A 23,486-nucleotide genomic window follows, 5' to 3' on the forward strand; every position below is an offset into this window, starting at 1 on the left:
TGATGATTGTACTCTGTTTATTATTGAATTTCACGAGTTGGAAGTACATCTTGTAGCTCATATTCATTAAGATTTTGCCAAGCTCGGATCCACGGCTCAGAAATTCCCGTTTTAGCCATTAATAGTGCCGACTGTTCTTGCGCACTTTTTCGACTAGAAAACTCTCCGAGTAGCACTACCCACCGATTCTTATAGCGCGCCACTTTAATTTGAGGAATATCTTCAAGCCTTAAAAGTGTGTTACGTAAAGAGTCTATCTTTTTTACACTCGCCAGCTGCAGGGTATACCCCTCTATTGGTCTACTGGGTAACTTTGCAATCGAGTCAACAGTTTCCGCTATTAGGGCCGCCTCTTCACGATGCTTTACAGCCTTGGTCAGTACTTTATTTGGCTTGTTACTTAACTCTGGCTGTATTGCATTCACTTGCTCTTGCTGCTCAGCTGCAAACGTCGAGATTTGCTTGGCTTCGTATGTAGTGACTTCAGTTGCATTAGAACCATCAAAATTGCCAAAACCCGATAAGGCTAAATGAGGTATTGGGCGGTAATGCTGCAGGATGCGCTTGGCATATTCAATAAGAAAGGTGTTATCTGGGCCAAACCGTTCGTCAGCATTAATCGCAAACGTAACCTCTTTAGCCTCAACATCTTCTGCGCTCTGATTACTATCAATTAGCAACCAACTCGCTAGCAGGGCAACAATGCCTAATGTTGAAGCGATAATAATCGTTTTTAATCTAGACTTTTGCAGTAACTGAACTTCCTCACCATTAAGCGCAAGCTCAAGTAAACCAACCACTTCTTTAGGTGTGCCAAGTTGCATCTCTAATCGGTTTTTAACTATATCCCTTGGAGTAAACGGTTGCTGTTCACTACGGCTTAATAAAGTGTAATAAAGGCCTTCGCGCTCAACTTGCTCTAATGGCTCAATATGTATGGCTAATACTTGCTCCAACAGGGGGTCTGGCAGCTGTTTGGTGACATCATTAAAAAACTCGGCAGGCGATGTCATTAAAATTTTAATCGACTTACCAGACAAGGATAGTTGACTAAGTACAATACATTCAGCCCAGATCTCAAGCGGCAATAGATGGGCGTCATCGAGTACGATACAGCTCTTGGTAGGCAGAGAGCCTATGACACTCAGTAAGCATTCTGGTAAAGGGGTTTCATCATCAAATACAGGATCGCTGAGTAGCTGAACCAATATTTTGCGCCTGATTTCAGCGCTATCGCAGTGTTTAGGACAAATAACTAATGCGGAGCTATGGTGCTCTAACTCACTGAGCAGTGCGGTAGCCAAAGTGGTCTTACCCGCACCATCGTCACCGGTTAACACCATCAACTGTTCGCCATACAAACTGAGATGTAATAGACGATGCAATAATGCATCTTGGCTTGGTAGTAGCGCAGCACCTGAAAACGACATCTAAAGTTGACCCCAATTCAGTTGTGACAATAAAGCCTTAGCAATAATTTTAGGCAACAAAAATCCACAACTATTCCTAAAGGGCATAGCCAGCAAAGAATAATCGAAGACTTGTTTTTTTATATTGAGTTTAGCGTTCACCGATCACCTGCAACATAATTTATGCGCAGTTGATAACCTCTTCCAGTAGCTCATCGGTAACGTCACTGTAGATCCCTGCTTGACCTATGCCTTCAGGTAAAATGAGTCGTAACTGACCTTTGAGCACCTTCTTATCTCGGCGCATATGCTTAATGAATTGTTCAAAACCCATTGTTTCGGGTGCGGTTATCGGTAAATCAAATGCCGCTAATAACGCCGTTATTCGACAAACAATTGACTCATCAACCAACCCAAGCTTATTTGAAGTTATCGCAGCAAGGACTGTGCCAGCTGAAACGGCCTCACCATGCAACCATACACCGTAGCCCATTTCAGCTTCAATAGCGTGACCAAAGGTGTGCCCGAGATTCAGCAGTGCACGCACAGCTTGTTCGGTTTCATCCTTTTCTACGACTTCGGCTTTAATTTCACAGCAACGGCTAATTGCATACTCGAGCGCTTGTGTATCCAATGATTTCAACGCTTCAACGTTGTTTTCAAGCCATTGGAAAAACTCAGCATCCCAAATCACCCCATACTTAATGACTTCCGCCATGCCAGCTGCGAATTCACGTTTAGGTAGCGTGCTTAAACAATTAGTGTCAATTAATACACATTTCGGCTGATAGAAGGCTCCTATCATGTTTTTGCCTAATGGGTGATTAACTGCAGTTTTACCACCAACAGACGAGTCCACTTGAGATAACAGCGTTGTTGGAATTTGGATAAAATCCACGCCACGTTGATAGCTCGCCGCGGCAAAGCCTGTCATATCGCCAATTACACCACCACCTAAAGCAACTAATACCGTATCACGGCCTAAGTTTTGCTCTAGTAATGCAGTGAATATCGAATTCATCTGTTCGAGGGTTTTATATTGCTCTCCATCGGGCAGAATGACAGGAGTCACGCACGCGAAACCCGACAGCATAGCTTCTACCTTTTCAAGATAGAGAGGCGCTATCGTTTCATTAGTGACGATTAGAATGTTTTTATGTTGAAGATAGCGAGCCAAAGGCTCGCAACTACTAAACAAATTCTGGCCAATTTCAATTGGGTAACTGCGCTCTCCGAGCTCTACCAGAACTTGTTTCGTCATATCTTAAAAACCTAACTGTTCAATAATTTGGTTTGCAACAACTTTGGCGCTTTGCTCGTCAGTCTTAACAATGACGTCAGCAATCTCTTCATAAAGAGGATTACGCACCTCGGCTAGGTTCTCTAGCACTTCTCTTGGGTCATCAACCTGAAGCAATGGACGACGCTTGTCTCTTTGCGTACGAGCAACTTGCTTATCAATAGTTGTTTCTAGGTAGACAACGATGCCGCGTGCAGAAAGATTATTACGGATCTCTTTGCTTTGAATCGAACCACCGCCTGTTGCTAAGACAATACCTTGTTTTTCGGTTAGATCAGCGACAACCTGTGTTTCACGGTTGCGGAAACCCTCTTCACCTTCAACATCAAAAACCCAAGCGATATCAGCACCTGTACGGCTTTCAATTTCTTGATCTGAATCGTGGAACTCTAAGTGCAGCATCTGTGCCAGATGACGGCCTATAGTGCTTTTACCAGCCCCCATAGGGCCTACTAGGAAAATATTACGTTTTTCGGCCATTTGATTTATACGTCTGAATCTTATTTAAGTTTGCCTACGTCAACTCAAATAAACGGAGTTGACCTTTAATCTTACCTTGCTCTATTGAGACTTGACCGCTGATTATCTCAGCTAAGTGCCATCTATGGCAAGCGGGGAATGCATTTCTATCGAAAATGTATCGACCAAAACGGCAAAGCCAGCGAATTATACTGGCTTTGTACGGCTAAATAATTTATAGCGCTTCTGAGACTATCTTCGGCGTAACAAAAATTAGCAATTCTTGGCGTTCATTTTTATCGGAGCTATTTCTGAACATGAAGCCTAAATAAGGGATGTCACCCAATATCGGCACTTTACTCACTCGGCTAATCAACTGTTGCTGGTAAATCCCGCCTAATACAACCGTCTCACCGTGGTCCACCAGCACTTGTGTACCAATGCGTTGCGTATCAATTGAAACCGCTTGTCCTGTCGGTGTATCTACCGTTTTACCTTGAGAATCTTGAGTAATTTCAAGATCCAAAATAACACGATTATCAGGCGTAATTTGCGGCGTCACACGTAATGATAGCACAGCCTTTTTAAAGGTTACCGTTGTTGCACCACTAGAGCTTGCTTCAACATAAGGGATCTCCACACCTTGCTCGATATATGCCGCTTTTTGGTTCGAGGTGGTGATACGTGGACTGGCGATAATTTCACCCTTGTTTTCTTGCTCTAAAGCGCTCAACTCAAGATCCAATACCGTGCCATCTGCAAGCTTTGCCACATGAAATGCAATACTTGTTGGATTAGCCACAGCGGCAGGAAGGTTAACGTTTAGGCGATCACTTAAGCTTGGAACCACACCGTTTGCGATATCCCCCGCCCCTTCAAGACTACCTGAAGTGCCTTTATCGCCTTGCTGATCTGTGACCCCCCAACGAACACCGAGATCTTCAGAAACATCGTCTTTTACCGTTACCATACGAGCTTCAATCAATACCTGTTTAATTGGAATATCCAGTACCTCAATCAGGCGATGAATATTTTCCAATGTCTCTTCAGTATCTTTGACTAACAAGGTGTTAGTACGCTCATCAACGGCAACACTGCCGCGAGAGGTTAATAAACTAGAATCATCACCTTTTAACAATGCCGCGATATCTTTAGCCTTCGCATAATTAATCTGTAAGTATTCGGAGTATAGCGGAGCCAGCTCTTTTACTTCCTGGCGATTTTTTAGCTCTTGGCTCTCACGGATAGCGATCTCTTCACTAGGGGCAATCATCAAGATATTGCCTTCGATTCGCTTATCCAAACCTTTAGCTTGCAAGATAAGATCTAATGCCTGATCCCAAGGCACATCATCCAATCTTAAGGTGATATCCCCTTCAACCGTATCACTGGTCACTAGATTGAAGTTATTGTAATCAGCAATAATCTGCAGCACGGTTCTAACTGAAATATTTTGGAAGTTTAATGACAGCGAGCGTCCATCATATTTCTTCTCTTCCTTCACAATATTCATGCGCTCTGTTTTCTTCATCGTTAACTTAAATAAGCTACCGTCTTGCTGATAGTTGTACTCATAGTCACCATCAATATCGAGAAGAAAACGGGCAGTTAGATCTTCTTTAAAGGTTTCAAAGCTTTTAACTGGGGTAGCAAAATCATACACATCCATGACGTATAAAAAGTCACTCGGGATTTCTGTATTATAAAGTTTTAGTTCTAGCTTGGCGCCAACCTGCTCAACGTTTGCAGCCACAGAGCTGTTATTTAGCTTGACTAATAACTCACCACCACCATCGGCAGTCCGGCGAAAATCGATATTTTCGATGTTATTAACGAACGGACTTTTACCACTTGAACTCTGGCTCGCCACCTCGTCATTAATGGTTAAACGATAGGTATTGCCAACGACTTTACCTTGATAAGGTTTAACCTTGTCTAGACCAATAAAAACCTGTAAATCATTACCATTTGGCACAGTACTAACCGTTTCAACCCCTACCGTTTTAATTGGTAAGGTTTGCTTTTCTAGTGCCGAAATACTGTCTTCAAACCCTAAAATAATCTGAGCTGGAGACGCCTTTAGATCGATATCGGGTTCTTGAATATCATTCTCAAAAATTAACTGTAGCTCGAGCTGATGATCGACTACGGCGTGATATTTAACATCAATGAGTCGGTTAGCGGCATACGAATGCTGAGTCATACCTACGATTAATGCGAAACCAATAATAGCCTTAAATAAAGGCATTACCTTATAACTGGCTTGTGGCGTGGTTGAAGATCTCATTGTTCCCTCAGTCATCTCTTATTATTCTCCAGTCAATTCCATACTACTGTTGCGTTCCGTCCAGCAGCCAGATCCATCTGGTATTAATTCTATTATTTCGACTGTTTGTGGTGTTACTTTAGCTATTTGTCCATGATAAAGACCTAAATATTGCCCTACACCTAAACGGTAAACACTGCCATCTGTAGTCTCAAGTAGAGCCCAAATATCATCTTTCTCGCTTAACGTACCTCGCATTCTTAAGTTGTCTAATGCGTAGGTTTCTAATCGCCCTTTACGGCGCTTAAGATCCGGTTGTAAACAGTCCTTCGTCGTGTCGATGACTTCTTCAGTTAATTCCCTTGAAGGCGGCACGTATGGACTTCTCATTAAATCGGCTTGATAAGAAAAGTGCTCAAATTTTGGCGTTTCTTTCAAAGGCGGAATATGGGCAACATGTTGAGCTTTTGTCGTTGTCACAAACAGCTCAAGATCACTTTTATCTCCGACACAGCCTGCCAATAACACTGACACAATTAGAAGCGGTAACGGCTTTTTCATTTTGCAGCCCCCTTCTTACCCTTAGCGGGTAATTCTGCGCCCTCTTTAAAGCGGTAAGTCTTTGCCAGGATATCCATACCCAGTTCGCCAGAGTCATTACGCTTAATCACAAAGTCATGCAAACTGACAATACGCGGCAACTTTGCCACTCCACTCACTAAATGACCTAGTTCATGATAGTCACCGCCAACCATGATTTTAATCGGAAATTCGATATAAAAATCGCGGGTGATTTCTGACTCCCAATCTAGACTCTTAATATTCAGCCCCGAATCTGTCGCTACAAATGTTATGTCGTCCAACAAGCCCGGCATTTCATTTTTTGAAGGCAACATTTTCAGCAGTTCAGCAAACTGTATTTCCATTATCGCCAGCTGTTCACGGTACAACTTTAGATTCGCCGCCAATTGGTACTTTGACTTAAAATCTGTTTTTAACTGTTGCTCTTTAACTTGTTCAGCATTGAGTGTATCTAGCGCGTCTGAAACAAATAGAAAATAGCCACCAATAAAAACACACACGGCTAAGAGTGCTGCAAATACAATTTTGACTAGCTGCGGCCAAGCACCAATGTTTTCAAAATCAATATCGTTAAACTGACTTAAGTCGAGGTTCATTTACTAGCCCCTTTCATTTCATCGCCATTGATTATGGTCACCCTCAATGTAAATCGCTGTAGCTGTCTTAGCTCTTCATTTTGCGCCACAATCGACTGCATATTAGGGTCTTGTAACCAAACTGACGCCGCGATCTTTCTCATCATATTGGCAACGTTATTGTTTGATTCGCTACGTCCTTCTATCCACAGCATGCTGCCTTTCTTTTCGATGCTAGAAAGATAAATTCCAGGGGGTACCACTCGCACTAGCTCATCTAAAACATGAGTCGGCAAGTTTCTCGATTGCTGCAGCCCTAGAATAATTTCAGTGCGTCGCTCAATATCTTTTTTACGAGTACGAATTTTAGTAATTTCGGCAATCTGTGACTCAAGAAGTTGGATCTCAGATTGAAGGTAGGCATTACGGCTTTTTTGATCATCGATAAACATATCGATCGTCATTAAAGACAGGTACACCACTAAACCAGAAACTAAGAAGACGAGCGCTAAAATCCCTGTGTAATCACGCTTCTGCTTCTCTCTTGCCTCTTCGCGCCAAGGTAATAAATTTATGTTCGCCATTCTGAATAGCTCCTTAGCGCTAATCCACAAGCCAACATATATTTACTAATTTGAGGCTGGAGGTGGCTCTTTATCGCCTCATCGGCATGTAAGCAGCCTTGGAATGGATCGGCAATAATAGTATGAATACCTAGCTCGTTAACCATTAGATTAGCCATACCTTCAAGTTTCGATGTTCCACCACACAAAACAATATGGTCAACTTTATCGCGACCACTGGACGTGCAGTAAATTTGTAAGGTTCTTTTTATTTGTTGTAGTAACTGAGTCTGGAATGGCGATAAAACTTCAAATACATAATTGCGTGGCAGATCACCCTCCAGCTTAGCCTTTTCAGCCTGCTCATAGGTCATGCCATAAAAAGATAAAATTGACTGGGTAAACTGCTCACCACCGAAGGCTTGCTCTCTTACAAATGTAGTTTCACCATGCTCTACAACTGAGAATGTCGTGATGTTGGCCCCGATATCCACCAGCGCGACCACTTTGTCGCTAACATCATCCGGTAGTTGGCCTGCGATCATGTCAAAAGAGCGCCCTAGCGCATACCCTTCAACATCAACCACTTTGGCTTCTAAATTTACCGCATCGAGCGAATCACTTAAGCTATCGATATTTTCGCTGCGACAGGCGCTTAATAGCACATCGACTTTAGTGGGATCGGTACGATTGGTACTTAGCGTTTCAAAATCAATATTCACTTCATCGAGCGAGTATGGAATGAGGTTGTCGGCTTCAATTTCAATTTGAGCCTCCATCTCTTCTTCACTTAATGCCGAATCCATATAAATAACTTTGGTCATAACTGCCGAGCCAGAAACAGCGACAGCAGCAAATTTTGTGGACTTGGGTAATACGCGTTTGATTTGCTTTAACGCGTCAACTACTGCTTCACTATCACGGATCTCATGATCATTAACAGCTCCCTTTTTTAAAGGAACGGCAGCATGACTTAATATTTTATACCCATCAGCAGTCTTACTCAGCAGAATCGCTTTGACTTCATGGGATCCCACATCTATCCCAACCATCTGCGGAGCCTGACGCTTCCAAAAATTAGAAAGCATAGTCCATAGTCACTTTTATAGTTATTGTATCCAAAGTAGATTAGCACAAAATCAACTCGTTATAGCTATTTGTACAAAATGTTTCACCAATTTACAATTGCATTTTTTTTGACGCCAAACACTCACTTACAGGCAACCATAGTGTGCGCTCACCCGATTTAGGTTACATTTTCAACATAACTGCTACTTTATTCTTTATGATAGCGATATAAACTAGAAAAATACCCAACATCAGTCATAAAAACTGAGTCAATTGTTAATCATTATTTAAATAATATTTTTGAAGTAATAAGCTTTTCGACAAAATCTCTATAAAAAAATACACAGTAAAATAAGTCATCAAGAAAAAAGCTCAACCTAATCGGGAGACAAGACTTCACCATTTCGGCCACGGCTTATATACTATTGTTCTTATTTTAATTCTTGGAATATTGCGGTGAAGTGGTTAAAACGACTTTTTATAGCTTTCTTTAGCCTAGGTTTACTTGGCATCGCTGCAATTGTTGCAGCTTACTTTTACGTGTTGCCAGATCTGCCTGATGTTACAACGCTAAAGACCGTAAAACTGCAAACACCACTTCGTATTTATAGTAGTGACGGAAAACTGATCTCTCAGTTTGGTGAAAAACGCCGTATTCCACTCACACTAGATGAAGTACCTAAACCACTATTACAGGCGTTTATCGCCACCGAAGATGCCCGTTTTTACGAGCATAAAGGTATCGATCCTATTGGTATTTTACGTGCCGCTTCAGTGATGCTGACCACAGGTCAAAAAAAGCAAGGCGCAAGTACCATTACCATGCAGGTAGCACGTAACTTCTTTTTGACCCGTGATAAAACCATTATCCGTAAAGTAAAAGAAATCTTCATCTCGATCCATATCGAGCAGCTCCTCACCAAAGATGAAATTCTCGAGTTATACGTCAACCGCATTTATTTGGGGCAACGTGCCTATGGCGTAGGGGCCGCCGCTCAAGTTTATTATGGTAAAGAAGTTAGCGAACTGACTTTACCTGAAATGGCTGTGATTGCAGGCTTACCTAAAGCGCCTTCGACTCTTAACCCTATTACCTCTAAATCACGGGCTAAAGCACGTCGTAATGTCGTACTAATGCGTATGAATGAAGTTGGCTTCATCAATACCGCTGAATACCAAGCCGCGCTAGATAGTCCAATTACCGCAAAATATCACGGTGCAGTGATCGATCTATATGCCCCTTATATTTCTGAAATGGCTCGCGATTACTTAGTTGCAAAGTATGGTGAGGAAGAGGCATATACCGGTGGTTATGATATCTACACCACGGTCGATTCTAAGTTACAGCTCGATGCTCAAAGAGCGCTGCGTAATAACGTCTACTCGTATGATGAACGTCACGGCTATCGCGGCCGAGTCAAAGAACTATGGACTGCGACTCCATTAGAGCCTGAAGAGATCACCGCAAAGCTTAAACAAACTGGTGCATTCCAAGGTATGTTCCCTGCCGCCGTGTTGTCAGTTAATGAACAAACAGCCACTGCTATGAATGCTAAAGGTGAAACGATTGAGCTACCTTGGGATGGTATTAAATGGGCACGTAAGTTCATCACTAACAAGCGTCAAGGTAAGGCACCTAAATTGGCATCCGATGTTTTAAAGCCGGGTGAGCAAATTTGGATCCGCAACAATGGTAATTTCTGGCAATTAACTCAAGTTCCATTAGTGGCAAGTGCCCTCGTATCTTTGGATCCACACGATGGTGCAATTCGTACCTTAGTGGGTGGCTTTAGCTTCTACACAAGCCAATATAACCGTGTGACTCAGGCTAAGCGCCAGTTAGGTTCTAATATTAAGCCGTTTATTTACAGTGCAGCACTCGAAAAAGGTTACACCCTTGCAACCCTGATAAATAACGCGCCAATTAATAAACCTGATACTAGACAAGGTACGGCTTGGCGCCCTAAAAACTCACCCGATGTTTATGGTGGCCCAACTCGCCTGCGCGTTGGTTTAGCGCAATCGATTAACGTTATGTCAGTTAGAGCCATGCGTTATGCAGGTCTTGATGCCACGATTGCAGAATTAGTAAAATTTGGTTTTGATCCAGCCGATTTACCACGCAACGAATCTATCGCCTTGGGTTCACCATCGGTAACGCCACTGCAAGTCGTTACAGCATTCTCAGTATTTGCCAATGGTGGCTTTTTAGTTGAGCCATACTTTATTGAGCGAGTAGAAACCGCTAATGGTGACATTGTAGAGCAAGCCAACCCGACTTTAGCCTGTAAGCCTCCAATTGCAGAGCAAGCGATTGCAGTGGATCCATTCGCTGCGATGGCCAATGAGCTTCAAGCAAGCACTGCACCACTACAACATCAGTCTGCTAGCGATGAGGCGCCGCAATGTGGCGGTCCAGGCTCTCGATATGCACCGCAAATTATTTCGGAGCAAACGGCCTTCTTAGTCACTGAAGCACTTAAGAGTGTAATTTGGGGCGGTGGTGATTGGAGTAAAGGTACCGGCTGGAACGGTACTGCATGGCGTGCAGCAAGAGTCGTCAAGCGCCGAGATATTGCAGGCAAGACGGGGACAACTAACGAATCTCGCGACACTTGGTTTAGTGGATTCAATCCAAAGCTAGCTACCACAGTTTGGGTAGGGTTCGATGACCATAGCCAGGAGCTCGGTCGTACCAGCTGGAATACTAACGGTGCTAAAGATCAAATATCGCTAGCGGAAGCTGGCGCCAAAACCGCAGGTCCGGGCTGGAATGAGTTTATGAAGGATGCACTCACAGGCACACCAGAAGTGCCAATGTCGCCTCCAGAAGGAATCGTTTCAGCAAGAATTGACTTAGCTACAGGTAAGCTGACTCGAAAAACTGACTATACCAGTAAGTTTGAGTACTTTATTGCCGGCACTGAGCCAACTGAGTATGTAACGGATCAAGAAGATAATAGCGATATCTTTATCGACAAGTCTGAAGAGGACTTGTTCCAATAACCGCCATTACTCGCCAGAGTATCGGATAAGTTCTCAGATAGCTTATCAGATACAAAAATGCGGTCATTGTGTTAACAATGACCGCATTTTTTATACTCGCTAGCTTTTTAAATCGCTATTTAGTTTGCTTTGCGGCGAGTGCACTCTTTACCTGTGGTAAAGAAGTCCCGCCCAAGGCCTCACGTTTTGCTAAGCAAGACTCAATAGTGAGGCAATCATATACATCTGCATCAATCACACCGCTAAATGCTTGCAGCTCTTCTAAGGTTAAGTCCTCTAACGGCGTTTGTTTCGCAATCGCACTGACAACCGCTTCACCAACTACATGGTGCGCCTCTCTAAAAGGCATACCTTTGGCAACAAGATAATCTGCAAGCTCCGTCGAGTTAGCATAACCCTGCTTAGCAGCATTGAGTGTTTTATCACGATTTACTGTTAAACCACTTAATACTAATGCCGCCATTTCGAGACAAATTGACCAGCTATCCATCACATCAAATAGACCTTCTTTGTCCTCCTGCATATCTTTGTTGTACGCTAGTGGCAGCGCCTTCATGGTGGTTAAAATACCCATTAAACTACCGTATACGCGACCGGTTTTACCTCTGATTAACTCAAGCGCATCAGGGTTTTTCTTCTGCGGCATGAGGGAAGAGCCTGAAGTCACCTCATCATCGAGATCGATAAACCCAGCTTCGCCACTATTAAAGAAAATTAAGTCTTCAGCCATACGGCTTAGGTGCATCATGCTAATAGAGGCATCGCTGCAGATCTCAATCACATGATCTCTGTCCGATACCGTGTCTAAGCTATTTAGCGTTGGGGTTGCAAAGCCCAGTGATTGCGCGAGCTTAACTCTATCCATAGGGTAAGCGGTACCGGCTAATGCTCCGGTTCCTAACGGGCATGTATCGGCGCGCTTTAATGCATCTTGCAATCGGCTAATATCACGCTCAAACATCTCGACATAAGCAAGACACCAATGTCCAAATACCACTGGCTGCGCTCTTTGAAGGTGAGTATAGCCAGGCATAACCGCATCGAGCTCACGCTCAGCAAGTTCAATCAGCGCCGATCTTAAATTAGCCAGTAAAATTAATAAATGCTCGCCCTCTTTCTTACACCAAAGCTTAAGATCTGTGGCCACCTGATCGTTACGAGAACGACCCGTATGTAATTTTTTACCTAAATCTCCAACCTTTGCGATCAGTGATTGCTCGACAAAACTATGAATATCTTCAGCGCCAGACGTAATTATCAATTGAGGATTATCAATCGTTTCCGCAAGCAGCTCATTCAATGCTTGTTGCAACTCTGCGCACTCCAGCTCAGTAAGAATACCCACCTGAGTGATTGCGCCAGCCCAAGCAATCGAGCCAACAATATCTTGCTCAATGAGGCGAAAGTCCACAGGTAATGAGTCGTTAAAAAGTTTAAACAGTGCGCTGCTCTCTTGGCTAAATCTGCCACCCCATAATGCCATTTTGACTTCCTCTCTAATGCCAGGTGAGATGACTCCACCTATATATCTTTATGTTTATACAGCGCTAACTCAACAATGTTAGCGCTCACTAACTTTAACTGATGAATAACCTACTTTTGGCTATGCAATGCTCTAATCCGGCTTGAAAGCGAATACAAACGGATAAAGCCTTCGGCATCTTTTTGGTTGTAAACATCATCGGCACCAAATGTCGCAAACTCTTCTGAGTACAAACTATTCGGTGAACGCTTTTTAACAACGCTGGCTTGACCCTTATAAAGCTTAACCACCACTTCACCATTGACTAAATCGGCTAGTGGCTTGGATGCGCCAAGCAGTGACTCGCATAATGGGGTAAACCAACGACCGTCATAAACAAGGTGCGCCATCTGTGCGCCAACCTGCTCGCGCCATTCACGACTCGTTTTATCAAGCACTAACTCTTCGATCGCACGCAGTGCTGCAAACATCACTGTGCCACCAGGGGTTTCGTAGCAACCACGAGACTTCATACCAACGAGTCTGTTCTCGGTAATGTCGATTCTGCCAACACCGTGAGCACCTGCAACTTCATTCAACACCATCAGTGCGTTATAAGGTGATAAAGCCTCACCATTGACCTTGGTTACCTTACCTTGCTCAAGCTCGATTGCCACATACTCAGGTTGATTTGGCGCATCTTCTGGTGCAACTGTCATGGTCCATACGCCTTTTGATGGCTCGTTCCACGGATCTTCTAACTCACCACCTTCATGAGAAATATGCCAAGCATTAGCATCACGGCTATAGATCTTAGTGGCAGATGCTGACGTGGCAATATTACGCTCTGCGAGGTAATCAAGCAGGTCTTCACGGCTCACCATTTCCCACTCACGCCAAGGCGCAATTACGGTTAAATCTGGTGCTAATGCAGCAAAGCAACCTTCGAAACGTACCTGATCATTACCTTTACCCGTACAGCCATGGCATACCGCATCTGCGCCCACTTTACGTGCGATTTCAACCTGCGCCTTTGCAATAATCGGTCTCGCCATTGACGTACCTAAAAGGTAGGTTCCTTCGTAAATCGCCCCAGTTGCGATAGTCGGGTAGATATAATCGGCCACCAGCTCTTCTTTTAAGTCAACGATGTAACACTCAGATGCACCTGAAGCGATAGCTTTTTCATACAAGCCTTCTAGCTCTGCATCGCCTTGACCTACATCGGCACAGAAGGCGACGATTTCGCAATCGTTATAGGTTTCTTTTAACCAAGGAATGATTGCAGAAGTATCTAGGCCGCCTGAATACGCTAAAACAACTTTTTTAACACCTGCATGCTTACTTACTGCTGAATTTACATTAGACATCATATTTTCCTACTAGCTGTTTTTTTATGTCGATCCGCTAATGCAGATTGATAGTTGTTTTTATGAAATTAATTAGCTTAAAAGCGTTACAAGCACTGCGTTTTGCGCATGCATTCTGTTTTCGGCTTGGTGCAAAATAAGTGAGCCTTCGCCATCAACAACCTCAGCGGTAACTTCAACTTCGCGGTACGCTGGTAAACAATGCATAAAGTGTTTAGCACCTGCCTTTTGCATTAACTGTGCGTTCACTTGGTAAGGCTTAAACTTGGCCTCAATTTCCTCCATCGATGCAGAGTCGCCCATAGAGATCCAAGTGTCGGTGTAGATCGCATTATGGTCTTCGATCGCAGCAATGTCTGAGCTCAAAGTCAGTTTGCCGCCATGCTTAGCAGCCAGCTCTTGCGCCTCACACACAACTTTTCCGTCTGGAAAATGGCCTGGAGGACAAATCACGGTTAACTGAGCCCCTAAGATGGCTGCACCAAACATCAATGAATGAGTCACGTTATTACCGTCACCAACATAAGCTAGCTTCACCTTGCTTACATCATCATATTGTTCAGCCAAAGTTAGAAAGTCTGCTAGACCTTGGCAAGGATGGTAAAGATCAGATAACGCGTTAACCACCGGCACTGTGCCATGCTCAGCAAGTTCTTCAATTGTCGAGTGTAAGAAAGTCCTGGCAACAATGGCATCTGCCCAACAAGAAATATTGGCCGCAAAATCTGATACAGGTTCACGCTTACCTAGCGCGCCATTTTGCTGATCTAAATATAAACAATGACCACCCAATTTATTGATACCGATATCAAAGCTCACTCGAGTTCTCAGCGATGGTTTTTCAAATAGCATCACCACACTTTTTCCTTCTAGAGCATGTTTGTATTCAGCAGGGTTACGCTTAATATTTTTCGCCAAAGCCAGTAAGTCGAGTAACTGCTGCTGGCTTAAATCTTTTATCGATAGTAAATGTTGCATAAGATGGCTCTCCTATTACTGAATTTGTGGCTGGATCTGTGTGCCAACTGTCTCGCCTTTGCTTAACGCGATTAATTGCTTTGCATGACGCCAAGAAGCAATCTGTACGGTTTGCCCCATGGACTCTGCAACATCTAATGCAGCTTCCACCTTGACCCTCATTCCTTTCTCGATAACACCGATCTTGGTCAGCTCATTGACTTGCTCTCTATTCAAACTCGTAATTAACTGGCCCTTACCATCAAGCACACCTGAAACATCTGATAGTAAAACCAATGAACCTGAAACCAACTTAGCCAGGGCCGTTGCCGCCTGATCGGCATTAACATTTAGCATCTTGCCTTCTTCACTAATTGCGATGGAACTCACAATTGGCATCCAACCTTTTGATAAAACAAATTCAAGATAACTAGCATCTTTGGGCTCAACCTCACCGACTAACCCTAACTGCGGATCTTTAATTGTTGCCGTCATCATTCCTGCATCCGCAAGGCTCATACCTAAACTGGTTACACCCGCTTTAATTGCTGCCGCTTGCAATATTTTGTTTGAAGTCCCCGCCAATGCCCCCACTACAATAGGAATATGCTCTTGCGGGGTGACTCTTAAACCATCAAGCTTTTCCGATGTAAAACTATTCGCTTTTAGCTGTTCATCAACTAAACAGCCACCGCCATGCACCATAATCAGAGGCTGGCCATTAGCGATTATGCTTGCTGCAGCTTGCATTAACCGCTCCATTCCCATCTCACACTGTAACAATGCGCCACCAACCTTGAGCACCATAACGGGCTTAGCTTGCGTCGTTGTAAAATTAGTCATGTTCACCTCCATTCTCCCAACTTATGCTGTTACTGACGCATCAAAATGAATATTTATGCACTGAAGCGCTTGACTTGCGGCCCCTTTCATTAAGTTATCAATAGCGCTAGCGATAACCAAATAACCATTCTGTTCATCGAACTTCCAACCTAGATGACAATTGGGTGTTTGCACCACATCATCCACCTTAGGGAATTGATTTTGTTTTACCGTGACAAGCTCGGCAGAGTCATAATATTGATACGCTGTTTCAATATCGCTAACTGAAGTGCCCGCAACTAATTGCACCGTGATGGTTGCAAGAATACCGCGCTTAAAATTACCAAGATGGGGAGTAAAGATAACCTCTTGCCCTAATTGAGTGGCAATCTCTGGCTGGTGCCTGTGACCAAGTACCCCATAAGGGGTCAAGCTTACCTCGCAAAAGCTGGTATGCAGTTGAGCTTTTCTGCCGGCCCCGGTCACACCACTAACGGCATTAATTACGGGTAAAACATCGGTCAGCAAATGCGCAATAGGTTTAAGTGCTGTTAGCGATGCTGTTGGATAACAACCTGGTACAGCAATCATCTTACTACTGGCTATTTGCTCTGCATTCCACTCGGCTAAACCATAAACAGCATTAGCAAGTACATCAGGATATTCATGAGTAAAACCATACCACTTAGGATATTGTGCTATATCGGAAAACCGATATGCACCGCTTAAATCAAATACCGCTAACCCTTGCTGATAAAACCAAGCAGCTAAGTGTAAACTTACCGCATGGTCAGTCGCTAGTACGACGGCATCAGCTGTCGCAACGATAGTTTGTTTAGCACCCTCCGTGAGCGGATTTAAGCTCAGTGATATATGACTGTAAGCCGGATAAAGCTCAGACAGAGGCTTGCCCTTGTCGAGGCTGTTTTCAGAGACATAAAGACCTTGAACCGACAATGTCGATTCGGCATTTATAAGAGAGGTGATCTGTGCGCCCGTGTAACCACTAGCGCCAATAATGGCTATATTTTTCATAGTCTATGACTTTAAAACCTTAATCTTGAATTTAGATGACAAAACGGAAAAAAGAATGGGCACAACTTAAGCCCTGGCTGAACACCATTAATGACAAGATTATCGTCGCAGGAAGTGGGTATGATTAACCTTAATTACTATTAATTTAACCAGATTGAACATATATACTCTCATTAAACAGATCATCGAAGTGTGGTAGTTGTCTTAGCTGTTTGATAGACTAACACGCAAAATTAATTATGCAATATATTTGAATATATATTTAGGTATTTTTTAATGAAAGCACTTCCAGAGATTAAAAGTAGTTTTAGCCAACTGATTGCAACACCCTCTATTAGTGCACTCGAAGCTGAGCACGACATGAGCAATAAAGCTGTCATAGAACTATTGCATACTTGGTTTAGCGATTTAGGGATGCAGTGCCAGTCTGTACCTGTGACAGATACTCGTGACAAATACAATCTAGTCGCATCGTTTGGTCAAGGCCAGGGAGGGTTATTGCTGGCAGGGCATACAGATACCGTCCCTTTTGATGAAGGGCGCTGGAGCCAGGACCCATTTTCATTAGTAGAAAAAGATAATCGTTGGTATGGCCTTGGGACCTGTGACATGAAAGGCTTTTTTGCTTTAGTGCTAGAGGCACTAAAAGAGCTACCAATGGATAAGTTTAAGCGTCCATTGCATATCTTAGCCAGTGCCGACGAAGAAACGACCATGAACGGCGCGAAGGCATTTGCAGCAGCGAAATCAATTTCGCCTGATTATGCCATTATCGGTGAGCCCACCAGCCTAAAGCCGGTGTATATGCATAAAGGGCATTTTACCCAAGGTATACGAGTGACTGGTCGCAGTGGTCACTCTTCAGATCCAGCAAAAGGACTTAATGCTATCGAGGTCATGCACTTGGTTACAGGACAACTCCTCAAGCTAAAACAGCACTTAGCCGATAATTATCGAGAAGATGCCTTTAGTGTGCCCTATCCAACCATGAATTTTGGACATATCCATGGCGGGGACGCGGCCAATAGGATCTGTGGCTGCTGCGATCTACATATTGACCTTCGACCCATCCCCAGTCTCGCACTAGCCGATTTAGAGTTAATGGTTGCCAACTATCTTGAACCAGTGTGCAATCATTATCCAGGCTGTATCAGCGTTGCGCCTTTATACCCAGGTTCAGAGGCGTTTGCAGATAAAAAAGATGGCAGCTGGACCCAGTTGGTAGCACAACTCAGTGAAAGCCAGCCAGAAGTGGTTAACTATGCCACCGAAGCGCCGTATATCAGTACGCTAGGTTGCCAAACCTTAGTACTCGGCCCCGGTAGTATTGAGCAAGCTCATCAACCTGATGAGTTTTTAGATCTTTCGTATATCGAACGTACAAAAGATCTATTAAAAAAGCTTATTTATCAAGCATGTATAAAGTAATTACTATTATCCATCCACTTTACCGCTCAAAGTATAGTCAGTACTTACATGGGCATACCTAAAAAGTGATGTACAACACATTCAAGCACGATATTTTAATCTGGATCATTGCCTAGCACAGCGCTGCTAGGTATTGTGATCGATTAGCTTACCGATATGGAGCACGTATGGTAGACATGTATGCCTCGCTAAGGTCTAACGTTGGAACCTTAGGGCAGATTTTAGGTGACACAATCCGCACCGATCTAGATGATGCTTTCTTAGATAAAATTGAACAAATCCGTCATCTAGCAAAAAGCTCTCGCCAAGGCGATGATGCCGCTCGTGAAGAGATGCTGACTTTACTATCTTCTTTAAACGACGACGAACTCGTTCCTTTTGCTAAAGCTTTTAACCAATTTTTAAATCTGGCGAATATCGCAGAACAGTTCCATACCATCAGTCGTAATTGTGACGAATTAGTCTGTGTTCCAGACCCCGTTGAACAGTTGCTAGGACGTATGCTCGGCGGTAAAATCGACCAAGATAAGGTGCTAGCCTGCTTAAAGACACTGGATATTGATCTGGTGCTGACTGCGCATCCGACAGAAATCTCTCGCCGCACTCTCATTCAGAAATATTCTGCAGTGGTTGATTCATTAGCTGCACTAGAAAATACCCAGTTAACAGAGCAAGAAAAAAAGCAGCACCACCTGCGTTTGCGTCAACTGATTGCGCAGATCTGGCACACTAATGAAATCCGTAACGAACGACCAACACCTGTCGATGAAGCACGTTGGGGCTTAAGCACTATTGAAGCTTCTTTATGGCAAGCCATTCCAGATTTTCTTAGGCAGCTTAATCAGCAAGTTGAAGAGCGCACGAATACCCAACTCCCAATCGATATTGCACCGGTAAGGTTCTCTAGCTGGATGGGCGGCGACCGCGATGGCAATCCATTTGTCACCTCGACCGTCACTCAAGAGGTACTCGACCGAAACCGCCATACCGCTGCGCGTTTATACCTAAAAGACGTTGTGTTACTGGTAAACGAGTTATCGATGGAAGGTGCAAACCAAGCGTTGCAGGCTTACACCAATAACAGCAGCGAACCATATAGAGATGTGCTGAGAACACTTCGTCACAAGCTCAGAAACACCATTGATTATTTAAATGGCAGACTTGAAGGCCATCACCCTGATGTAGAACCAAACGACATCATTTGGCACGAAAGCGATCTAAAAGATCCTTTAATGATGCTATACCAAAGTCTTTGTGATCAAGGTATGAGCCTAATCGCTAACGGTTTACTGCTCGATATGCTGCGTCGTATCGCCTGTTTTGGCATTCATATGCTAAGGCTCGATGTGCGCCAGGATGCACAACGCCATGCAGACGTGATTGCCGAATTAACGCGCTACCTAGGTATGGGCGACTATGCTCATTGGGACGAAAAAGAGAAGCAGTCTTTCTTGTTACGTGAGCTCACTAACAAACGACCTTTAATCCCGGCAAACTGGAATGCATCTCCAGAAGTTGAAGAAGTCTTAAAGACTTGCAGACTGGTCGCAACTCAGCCAGCCAGAGCTATGGGCTCCTATGTTATCTCTATGGCTAGCCAGCCATCAGATGTTTTAGCTGTTCAGCTTCTTCTTAAAGAAACTGGCTGCCCGCATCCAATACGCGTCGTGCCACTATTTGAAACCTTAGATGACTTAAATAATGCCTCTAGCTGTATGTCGGCGTTGTTTAGCATCGATTGGTACCGAGGTTACACTAAGGGTATTCAAGAGGTGATGATTGGCTATTCCGACTCGGCTAAAGATGCTGGTGTCATGGCTGCGGCTTGGGCACAGTACACCGCACAAGAAAAACTCGTCGCCATTAGCCAAGAAGCCAATATCAAACTCACATTATTCCATGGTCGTGGCGGCACTATTGGCCGTGGCGGCGGACCAGCACATGAAGCGATTCTATCACAACCGCCAGGGTCTGTAGACGGTCGCATCAGAGTCACAGAACAAGGTGAGATGATCCGCTTTAAGTTTGGTTTACCTAAACTTGCCGTACAGAGTCTTGCGCTATACACCTCTGCGGTAATGGAGGCGACATTGCTTCCACCACCAGAGCCTAAGCCGGAGTGGCGCCAGTGTATGCAGCAACTCGCTGACGAGTCTGTCCTAGCTTATCGTGCAATTGTACGTGAAGAGCCAGATTTTGTGTCTTACTTCCGTGCGGCGACCCCTGAGGTCGAGTTGGGTAAACTACCATTAGGTAGTCGTCCAGCTAAACGTCGAATTGATGGCGGCATCGAAAGCTTACGTGCAATCCCTTGGATCTTCGCTTGGTCGCAAAACCGTTTAATGCTACCTGCTTGGTTAGGCGCAGGAGAAGCACTAAAGGCAGCATCAGAGCGAGGTGACTTACCACTCTTGCAAGAGATGGAAAAGCACTGGCCATTCTTCAAGACTCGGATCTCTATGTTAGAAATGGTCTACGCAAAAGCCGAACCTAATTTGTCTAAGTTTTACGAGACAAGCTTAGTGCCAAAAGAGTTGCACCATCTTGGTGTACAATTAAGGCAGCGACTAGCTACAGGCATTGAAGCCGTACTTGAGTTAACACAAGCCGAAAGCTTAATGGCACACACACCATGGAACCGCGAGTCAGTTGAGCTAAGAAACCCATACATCGATCCATTAAACTTCTTACAAGCAGAACTGCTTGCAAGAACTCGTAGAGAGGAACAATCATCTCAGAATGTTGAACTAGCCTTAATGTTAACTATTGCGGGCGTAGCAGCAGGGATGAGAAATACAGGTTAATGAAGTTATTAAAACTAGCGTTAGCGGGCGCGGCACTGCTATTGACCGGCTGTGTCAGTCAATACAACATCACAGAAAAAGAACTCGAGGGTTATCTCAGTGATGAAATGCACTTTGAGATAAAACAGGGGAATCAGATCTTTGGTATCGATCTGCGTGTGAATGACATTAACGTCACCCTAGGTGATAAGCCCAACACTATGGGTGTATCTGCGGCGACAATCGTTAACGTCCGTAACCCAATGATGCCTATCAGCGCAAAACTGGTGACACAGTTTGAAGCAGAGCCGTGGTATGACGCAAGTAATCACAGTGTTTACTTGCGTAATCTACAGTTAGTCAAAGTGGAATCAAAACCGAAGGATATCGAAAAAGCAATAGGCTCATTCGCTCCGCAATTAATGGGGTTTTTAACGCAGTTTCTAGAAACTCAGCCAGTGTATGTATTAGATACTAAAGAGTCTAACCAAGCTCTGATTGCCGATATGACACAAAGAATAGAAGTCAAACCCGGTAAACTTGTACTCGTATTTGACGAGTAATAGCGTGTTAATTGAAAGCAAAAAAGCAGTATCATTTGATACTGCTTTTTTATTATTTTATAAAGATCACTTTTTAAACCGACCAATCGAGCCATAATCAACAATAACCGCCTCGCCTAGCAATTCACGTCTTAACATATCAAACGCAACAGCAGTGCTTAAGCTGCGAACTAAATCCCTAGAACGTCGTGGTAGTTTAATCATCTGACTATAAACTCCGCCTTTTGTAGCCAATGCAATGGCTACTGTGCCAACAGGTTTATCATCCGTACCTCCCGTTGGCCCAGCGATACCACTCGTCGCCAACGCAAAGTCACTATCTAGTATGGCTCTAACTCCTTTCGCCATTTCCTCTACTGTAGCGATGGAAACTGCACCGTGATCATCTAAGGTCTCAGGTTTAACACCCAATACTTTAACTTTAGATTCATTGCAGTAAGTCACTAAGCCTTGATGCAAATAGGATGAGCTACCTGAAAAACTAATTAGCTGGCTGGCGATCATACCGCCAGTACATGATTCAGCTACACTTAAACTTTGGCCAGAGTTTAACAATAGAGCATGGATCTCTTCCGCCAAACTCATTTTCTCATCAGCCACAATGGCATTACCAAGTAAAAAACGAATTTGTGCTTCAGCTTTATTAAGTTGATCGATTGCAGCAATACCACGGGCAAAGAGTTTAACCTCGATGTGCGGCATTGAAGAGCGATAGCCTATAGTCATCCCTTCTGGCAGTTTTATTTTCTCTAAAGTATCCGCGAGCGATGACTCACCTTGACCAAGGGTCAGGTACTTTCTTAATGCAACATCGCCACTAATCTCAAAGTGCTGCTTAACAAAAGGAATAAATTGCTCATGAACCATCTGTTTAAATTCAAATGGCACGCCAGGAGTAAGGAATAGCCAAGCTCTATTAAACTTAACCGCAAAGCCACAAGCTGTACCAACTGGGTTGTCTATCATAATGGCTGATTCAGGCAGTAAAGCTTGCTTAAGATTACTCTCGGCCATCACACGACCACTGCGAGTAAACCAATCTTCAAGACGTTGACGCCAAATACGATTCTCGACTAAAGACTCGCCCATTGCTAAAGCCATCGCTTGAGTGGAGAGATCGTCACTAGTCGGCCCAAGCCCACCATTAACTAAAATAATATCAGCATGTTGACTACGCTCTGTAAATACTGAAACAAGATCTTCTAGCCGATCACCTACCGTAACTCTACGTTGACATTCAATCCCTTGCTCCATCATCGTACTAGCAAACCAAGCGGCATTAGTATCAACGATTTGACCCGCTAATACCTCTTCACCTGTACAGATCATTTCCAGTTTCATTCGATAGTCCTTTAGGTATCCTATAGCTTGAGCCCTAAAACAGAGCCCTTAGCAACATCATTGCAGCTAAACTATGAGAGCTGAGGAGTAATAGCAATAATCAATTGTGATTATTTGCAATTTCGCTCTCTGCGAGTTTTATGTTAACTGTGGAATGATAGAAAAGTAGCAGTCGTTACCTGAAAGCAAATATCAAACTTGCCGAGCCGTAGTCGATTTAGTGAATGGTTAGTTTGCGTGAGCTATATGGATACAGTTTCTGGCTAAGCACAGCGACGGGCGACCGTCATGGATGGCGGAAGTGTCGATTATGCAGGAGCAATAATCTACTCGACGTTGGGAGTCGTTCTTTTCGCGCAGCGTATATACGAAAAAAGCCCGTTGCGTTAGCAACGGGCTTTATCGCTTCTCTTTCGAGAATAATTAGGCGCCTGGAAATGACCTACTCTCACATGGGGAGACCCCACACTACCATCGGCGATATTGCGTTTCACTTC

At 43.9% G+C, this 23,486-nt stretch carries 18 protein-coding genes; 4 read left to right on the forward strand and 14 right to left on the reverse strand.

From position 1 onward, the window contains the following. Positions 1 to 20: 20 nt before the first annotated feature. From ACVBIO_RS07330 to ACVBIO_RS07365, 8 genes are all read right to left on the reverse strand, one after another. Positions 21 to 1,430 (reverse strand): AAA family ATPase, encoded by a 1,410-nt coding sequence (locus ACVBIO_RS07330; RefSeq protein WP_447164043.1) that lies wholly within the window; start codon positions 1,428 to 1,430, stop codon positions 21 to 23. A 160-nt stretch (positions 1,431 to 1,590) separates the two neighbouring features. Continuing rightward, a complete protein-coding gene (aroB, locus tag ACVBIO_RS07335; RefSeq protein WP_447161842.1) occupies positions 1,591 to 2,670 on the reverse strand; it encodes a 3-dehydroquinate synthase in 1,080 nt (359 codons plus the stop codon). Between the two features lie 3 nt (positions 2,671 to 2,673). After that, entirely contained in the window at positions 2,674 to 3,189 is a 516-nt protein-coding gene (aroK, locus tag ACVBIO_RS07340) for a shikimate kinase AroK (RefSeq protein WP_012279139.1), read from the reverse strand. 214 nt (positions 3,190 to 3,403) lie between these two features. Further along, complete coding sequence (locus ACVBIO_RS07345; RefSeq protein WP_447164051.1) at positions 3,404 to 5,416, reverse strand: type IV pilus secretin PilQ; 2,013 nt, start codon at positions 5,414 to 5,416, stop codon at positions 3,404 to 3,406. Between the two features lie 60 nt (positions 5,417 to 5,476). Continuing rightward, positions 5,477 to 5,995, reverse strand: a complete 519-nt coding sequence (locus ACVBIO_RS07350) for a pilus assembly protein PilP (protein WP_447161843.1) — start codon at positions 5,993 to 5,995, stop codon at positions 5,477 to 5,479. After that, the gene (locus ACVBIO_RS07355; protein WP_447161844.1) at positions 5,992 to 6,612 is read right to left on the reverse strand and encodes a type 4a pilus biogenesis protein PilO; all 621 of its coding nucleotides are present in this window, start codon (positions 6,610 to 6,612) and stop codon (positions 5,992 to 5,994) included. The genes ACVBIO_RS07350 and ACVBIO_RS07355 overlap by 4 nt, the downstream gene beginning before the upstream one ends. Beyond that, complete coding sequence (locus ACVBIO_RS07360) at positions 6,609 to 7,175, reverse strand: PilN domain-containing protein (protein WP_447161845.1); 567 nt, start codon at positions 7,173 to 7,175, stop codon at positions 6,609 to 6,611. The genes ACVBIO_RS07355 and ACVBIO_RS07360 overlap by 4 nt, the downstream gene beginning before the upstream one ends. Further along, positions 7,163 to 8,242 (reverse strand): pilus assembly protein PilM, encoded by a 1,080-nt coding sequence (locus tag ACVBIO_RS07365; protein ID WP_447161846.1) that lies wholly within the window; start codon positions 8,240 to 8,242, stop codon positions 7,163 to 7,165. The genes ACVBIO_RS07360 and ACVBIO_RS07365 overlap by 13 nt, the downstream gene beginning before the upstream one ends. Positions 8,243 to 8,678: 436 nt before the next feature. Between ACVBIO_RS07365 and ACVBIO_RS07370 the strand changes: the two genes are divergently transcribed. Next, on the forward strand, positions 8,679 to 11,228 hold the full coding sequence (locus ACVBIO_RS07370; protein ID WP_447172301.1) for a penicillin-binding protein 1A: 2,550 nt from the start codon (positions 8,679 to 8,681) through the stop codon (positions 11,226 to 11,228). 115 nt (positions 11,229 to 11,343) lie between these two features. Here ACVBIO_RS07370 and argH read toward each other — a convergent pair whose 3' ends face one another. The 5 genes from argH to argC form a co-directional block, all read right to left on the reverse strand. Further along, on the reverse strand, positions 11,344 to 12,711 hold the full coding sequence (argH, locus tag ACVBIO_RS07375) for an argininosuccinate lyase (RefSeq protein WP_447169678.1): 1,368 nt from the start codon (positions 12,709 to 12,711) through the stop codon (positions 11,344 to 11,346). Between the two features lie 110 nt (positions 12,712 to 12,821). Then, the gene (locus ACVBIO_RS07380; protein ID WP_447164046.1) at positions 12,822 to 14,060 is read right to left on the reverse strand and encodes an argininosuccinate synthase; all 1,239 of its coding nucleotides are present in this window, start codon (positions 14,058 to 14,060) and stop codon (positions 12,822 to 12,824) included. Positions 14,061 to 14,132: 72 nt separating this feature from the next. Continuing rightward, entirely contained in the window at positions 14,133 to 15,038 is a 906-nt protein-coding gene (locus ACVBIO_RS07385; protein ID WP_447161850.1) for an ornithine carbamoyltransferase, read from the reverse strand. Between the two features lie 15 nt (positions 15,039 to 15,053). Further along, positions 15,054 to 15,860: an acetylglutamate kinase gene (gene argB / locus ACVBIO_RS07390; RefSeq protein ID WP_447169679.1), complete on the reverse strand. Its 807-nt coding sequence runs from the start codon at positions 15,858 to 15,860 to the stop codon at positions 15,054 to 15,056. Between the two features lie 21 nt (positions 15,861 to 15,881). Then, positions 15,882 to 16,874 carry an N-acetyl-gamma-glutamyl-phosphate reductase gene (gene argC, locus ACVBIO_RS07395; RefSeq protein ID WP_447172302.1) on the reverse strand — a complete coding sequence of 331 codons (993 nt, stop codon included), beginning with the start codon at positions 16,872 to 16,874 and terminating at the stop codon, positions 15,882 to 15,884. Between the two features lie 276 nt (positions 16,875 to 17,150). On the opposite strand from argC, the gene argE reads away from it, so the two are divergent. From argE to ACVBIO_RS07410, 3 genes are all read left to right on the forward strand, one after another. After that, positions 17,151 to 18,302: an acetylornithine deacetylase gene (argE, locus tag ACVBIO_RS07400; RefSeq protein WP_447172303.1), complete on the forward strand. Its 1,152-nt coding sequence runs from the start codon at positions 17,151 to 17,153 to the stop codon at positions 18,300 to 18,302. A 167-nt stretch (positions 18,303 to 18,469) separates the two neighbouring features. After that, positions 18,470 to 21,106 carry a phosphoenolpyruvate carboxylase gene (gene ppc, locus ACVBIO_RS07405; RefSeq protein ID WP_447161854.1) on the forward strand — a complete coding sequence of 879 codons (2,637 nt, stop codon included), beginning with the start codon at positions 18,470 to 18,472 and terminating at the stop codon, positions 21,104 to 21,106. After that, positions 21,106 to 21,648: a DUF1439 domain-containing protein gene (locus ACVBIO_RS07410; protein WP_447161855.1), complete on the forward strand. Its 543-nt coding sequence runs from the start codon at positions 21,106 to 21,108 to the stop codon at positions 21,646 to 21,648. Before ppc ends, ACVBIO_RS07410 begins: the two co-directional genes overlap by 1 nt. 66 nt (positions 21,649 to 21,714) lie before the next feature. On the opposite strand, the gene ACVBIO_RS07415 is transcribed toward ACVBIO_RS07410, so the two are convergent. Next, positions 21,715 to 22,989, reverse strand: a complete 1,275-nt coding sequence (locus ACVBIO_RS07415; protein WP_447172304.1) for a CinA family nicotinamide mononucleotide deamidase-related protein — start codon at positions 22,987 to 22,989, stop codon at positions 21,715 to 21,717. Positions 22,990 to 23,486: the final 497 nt, after the last annotated feature.

Source organism: Shewanella sp. 0m-8, from assembly GCF_052977265.1.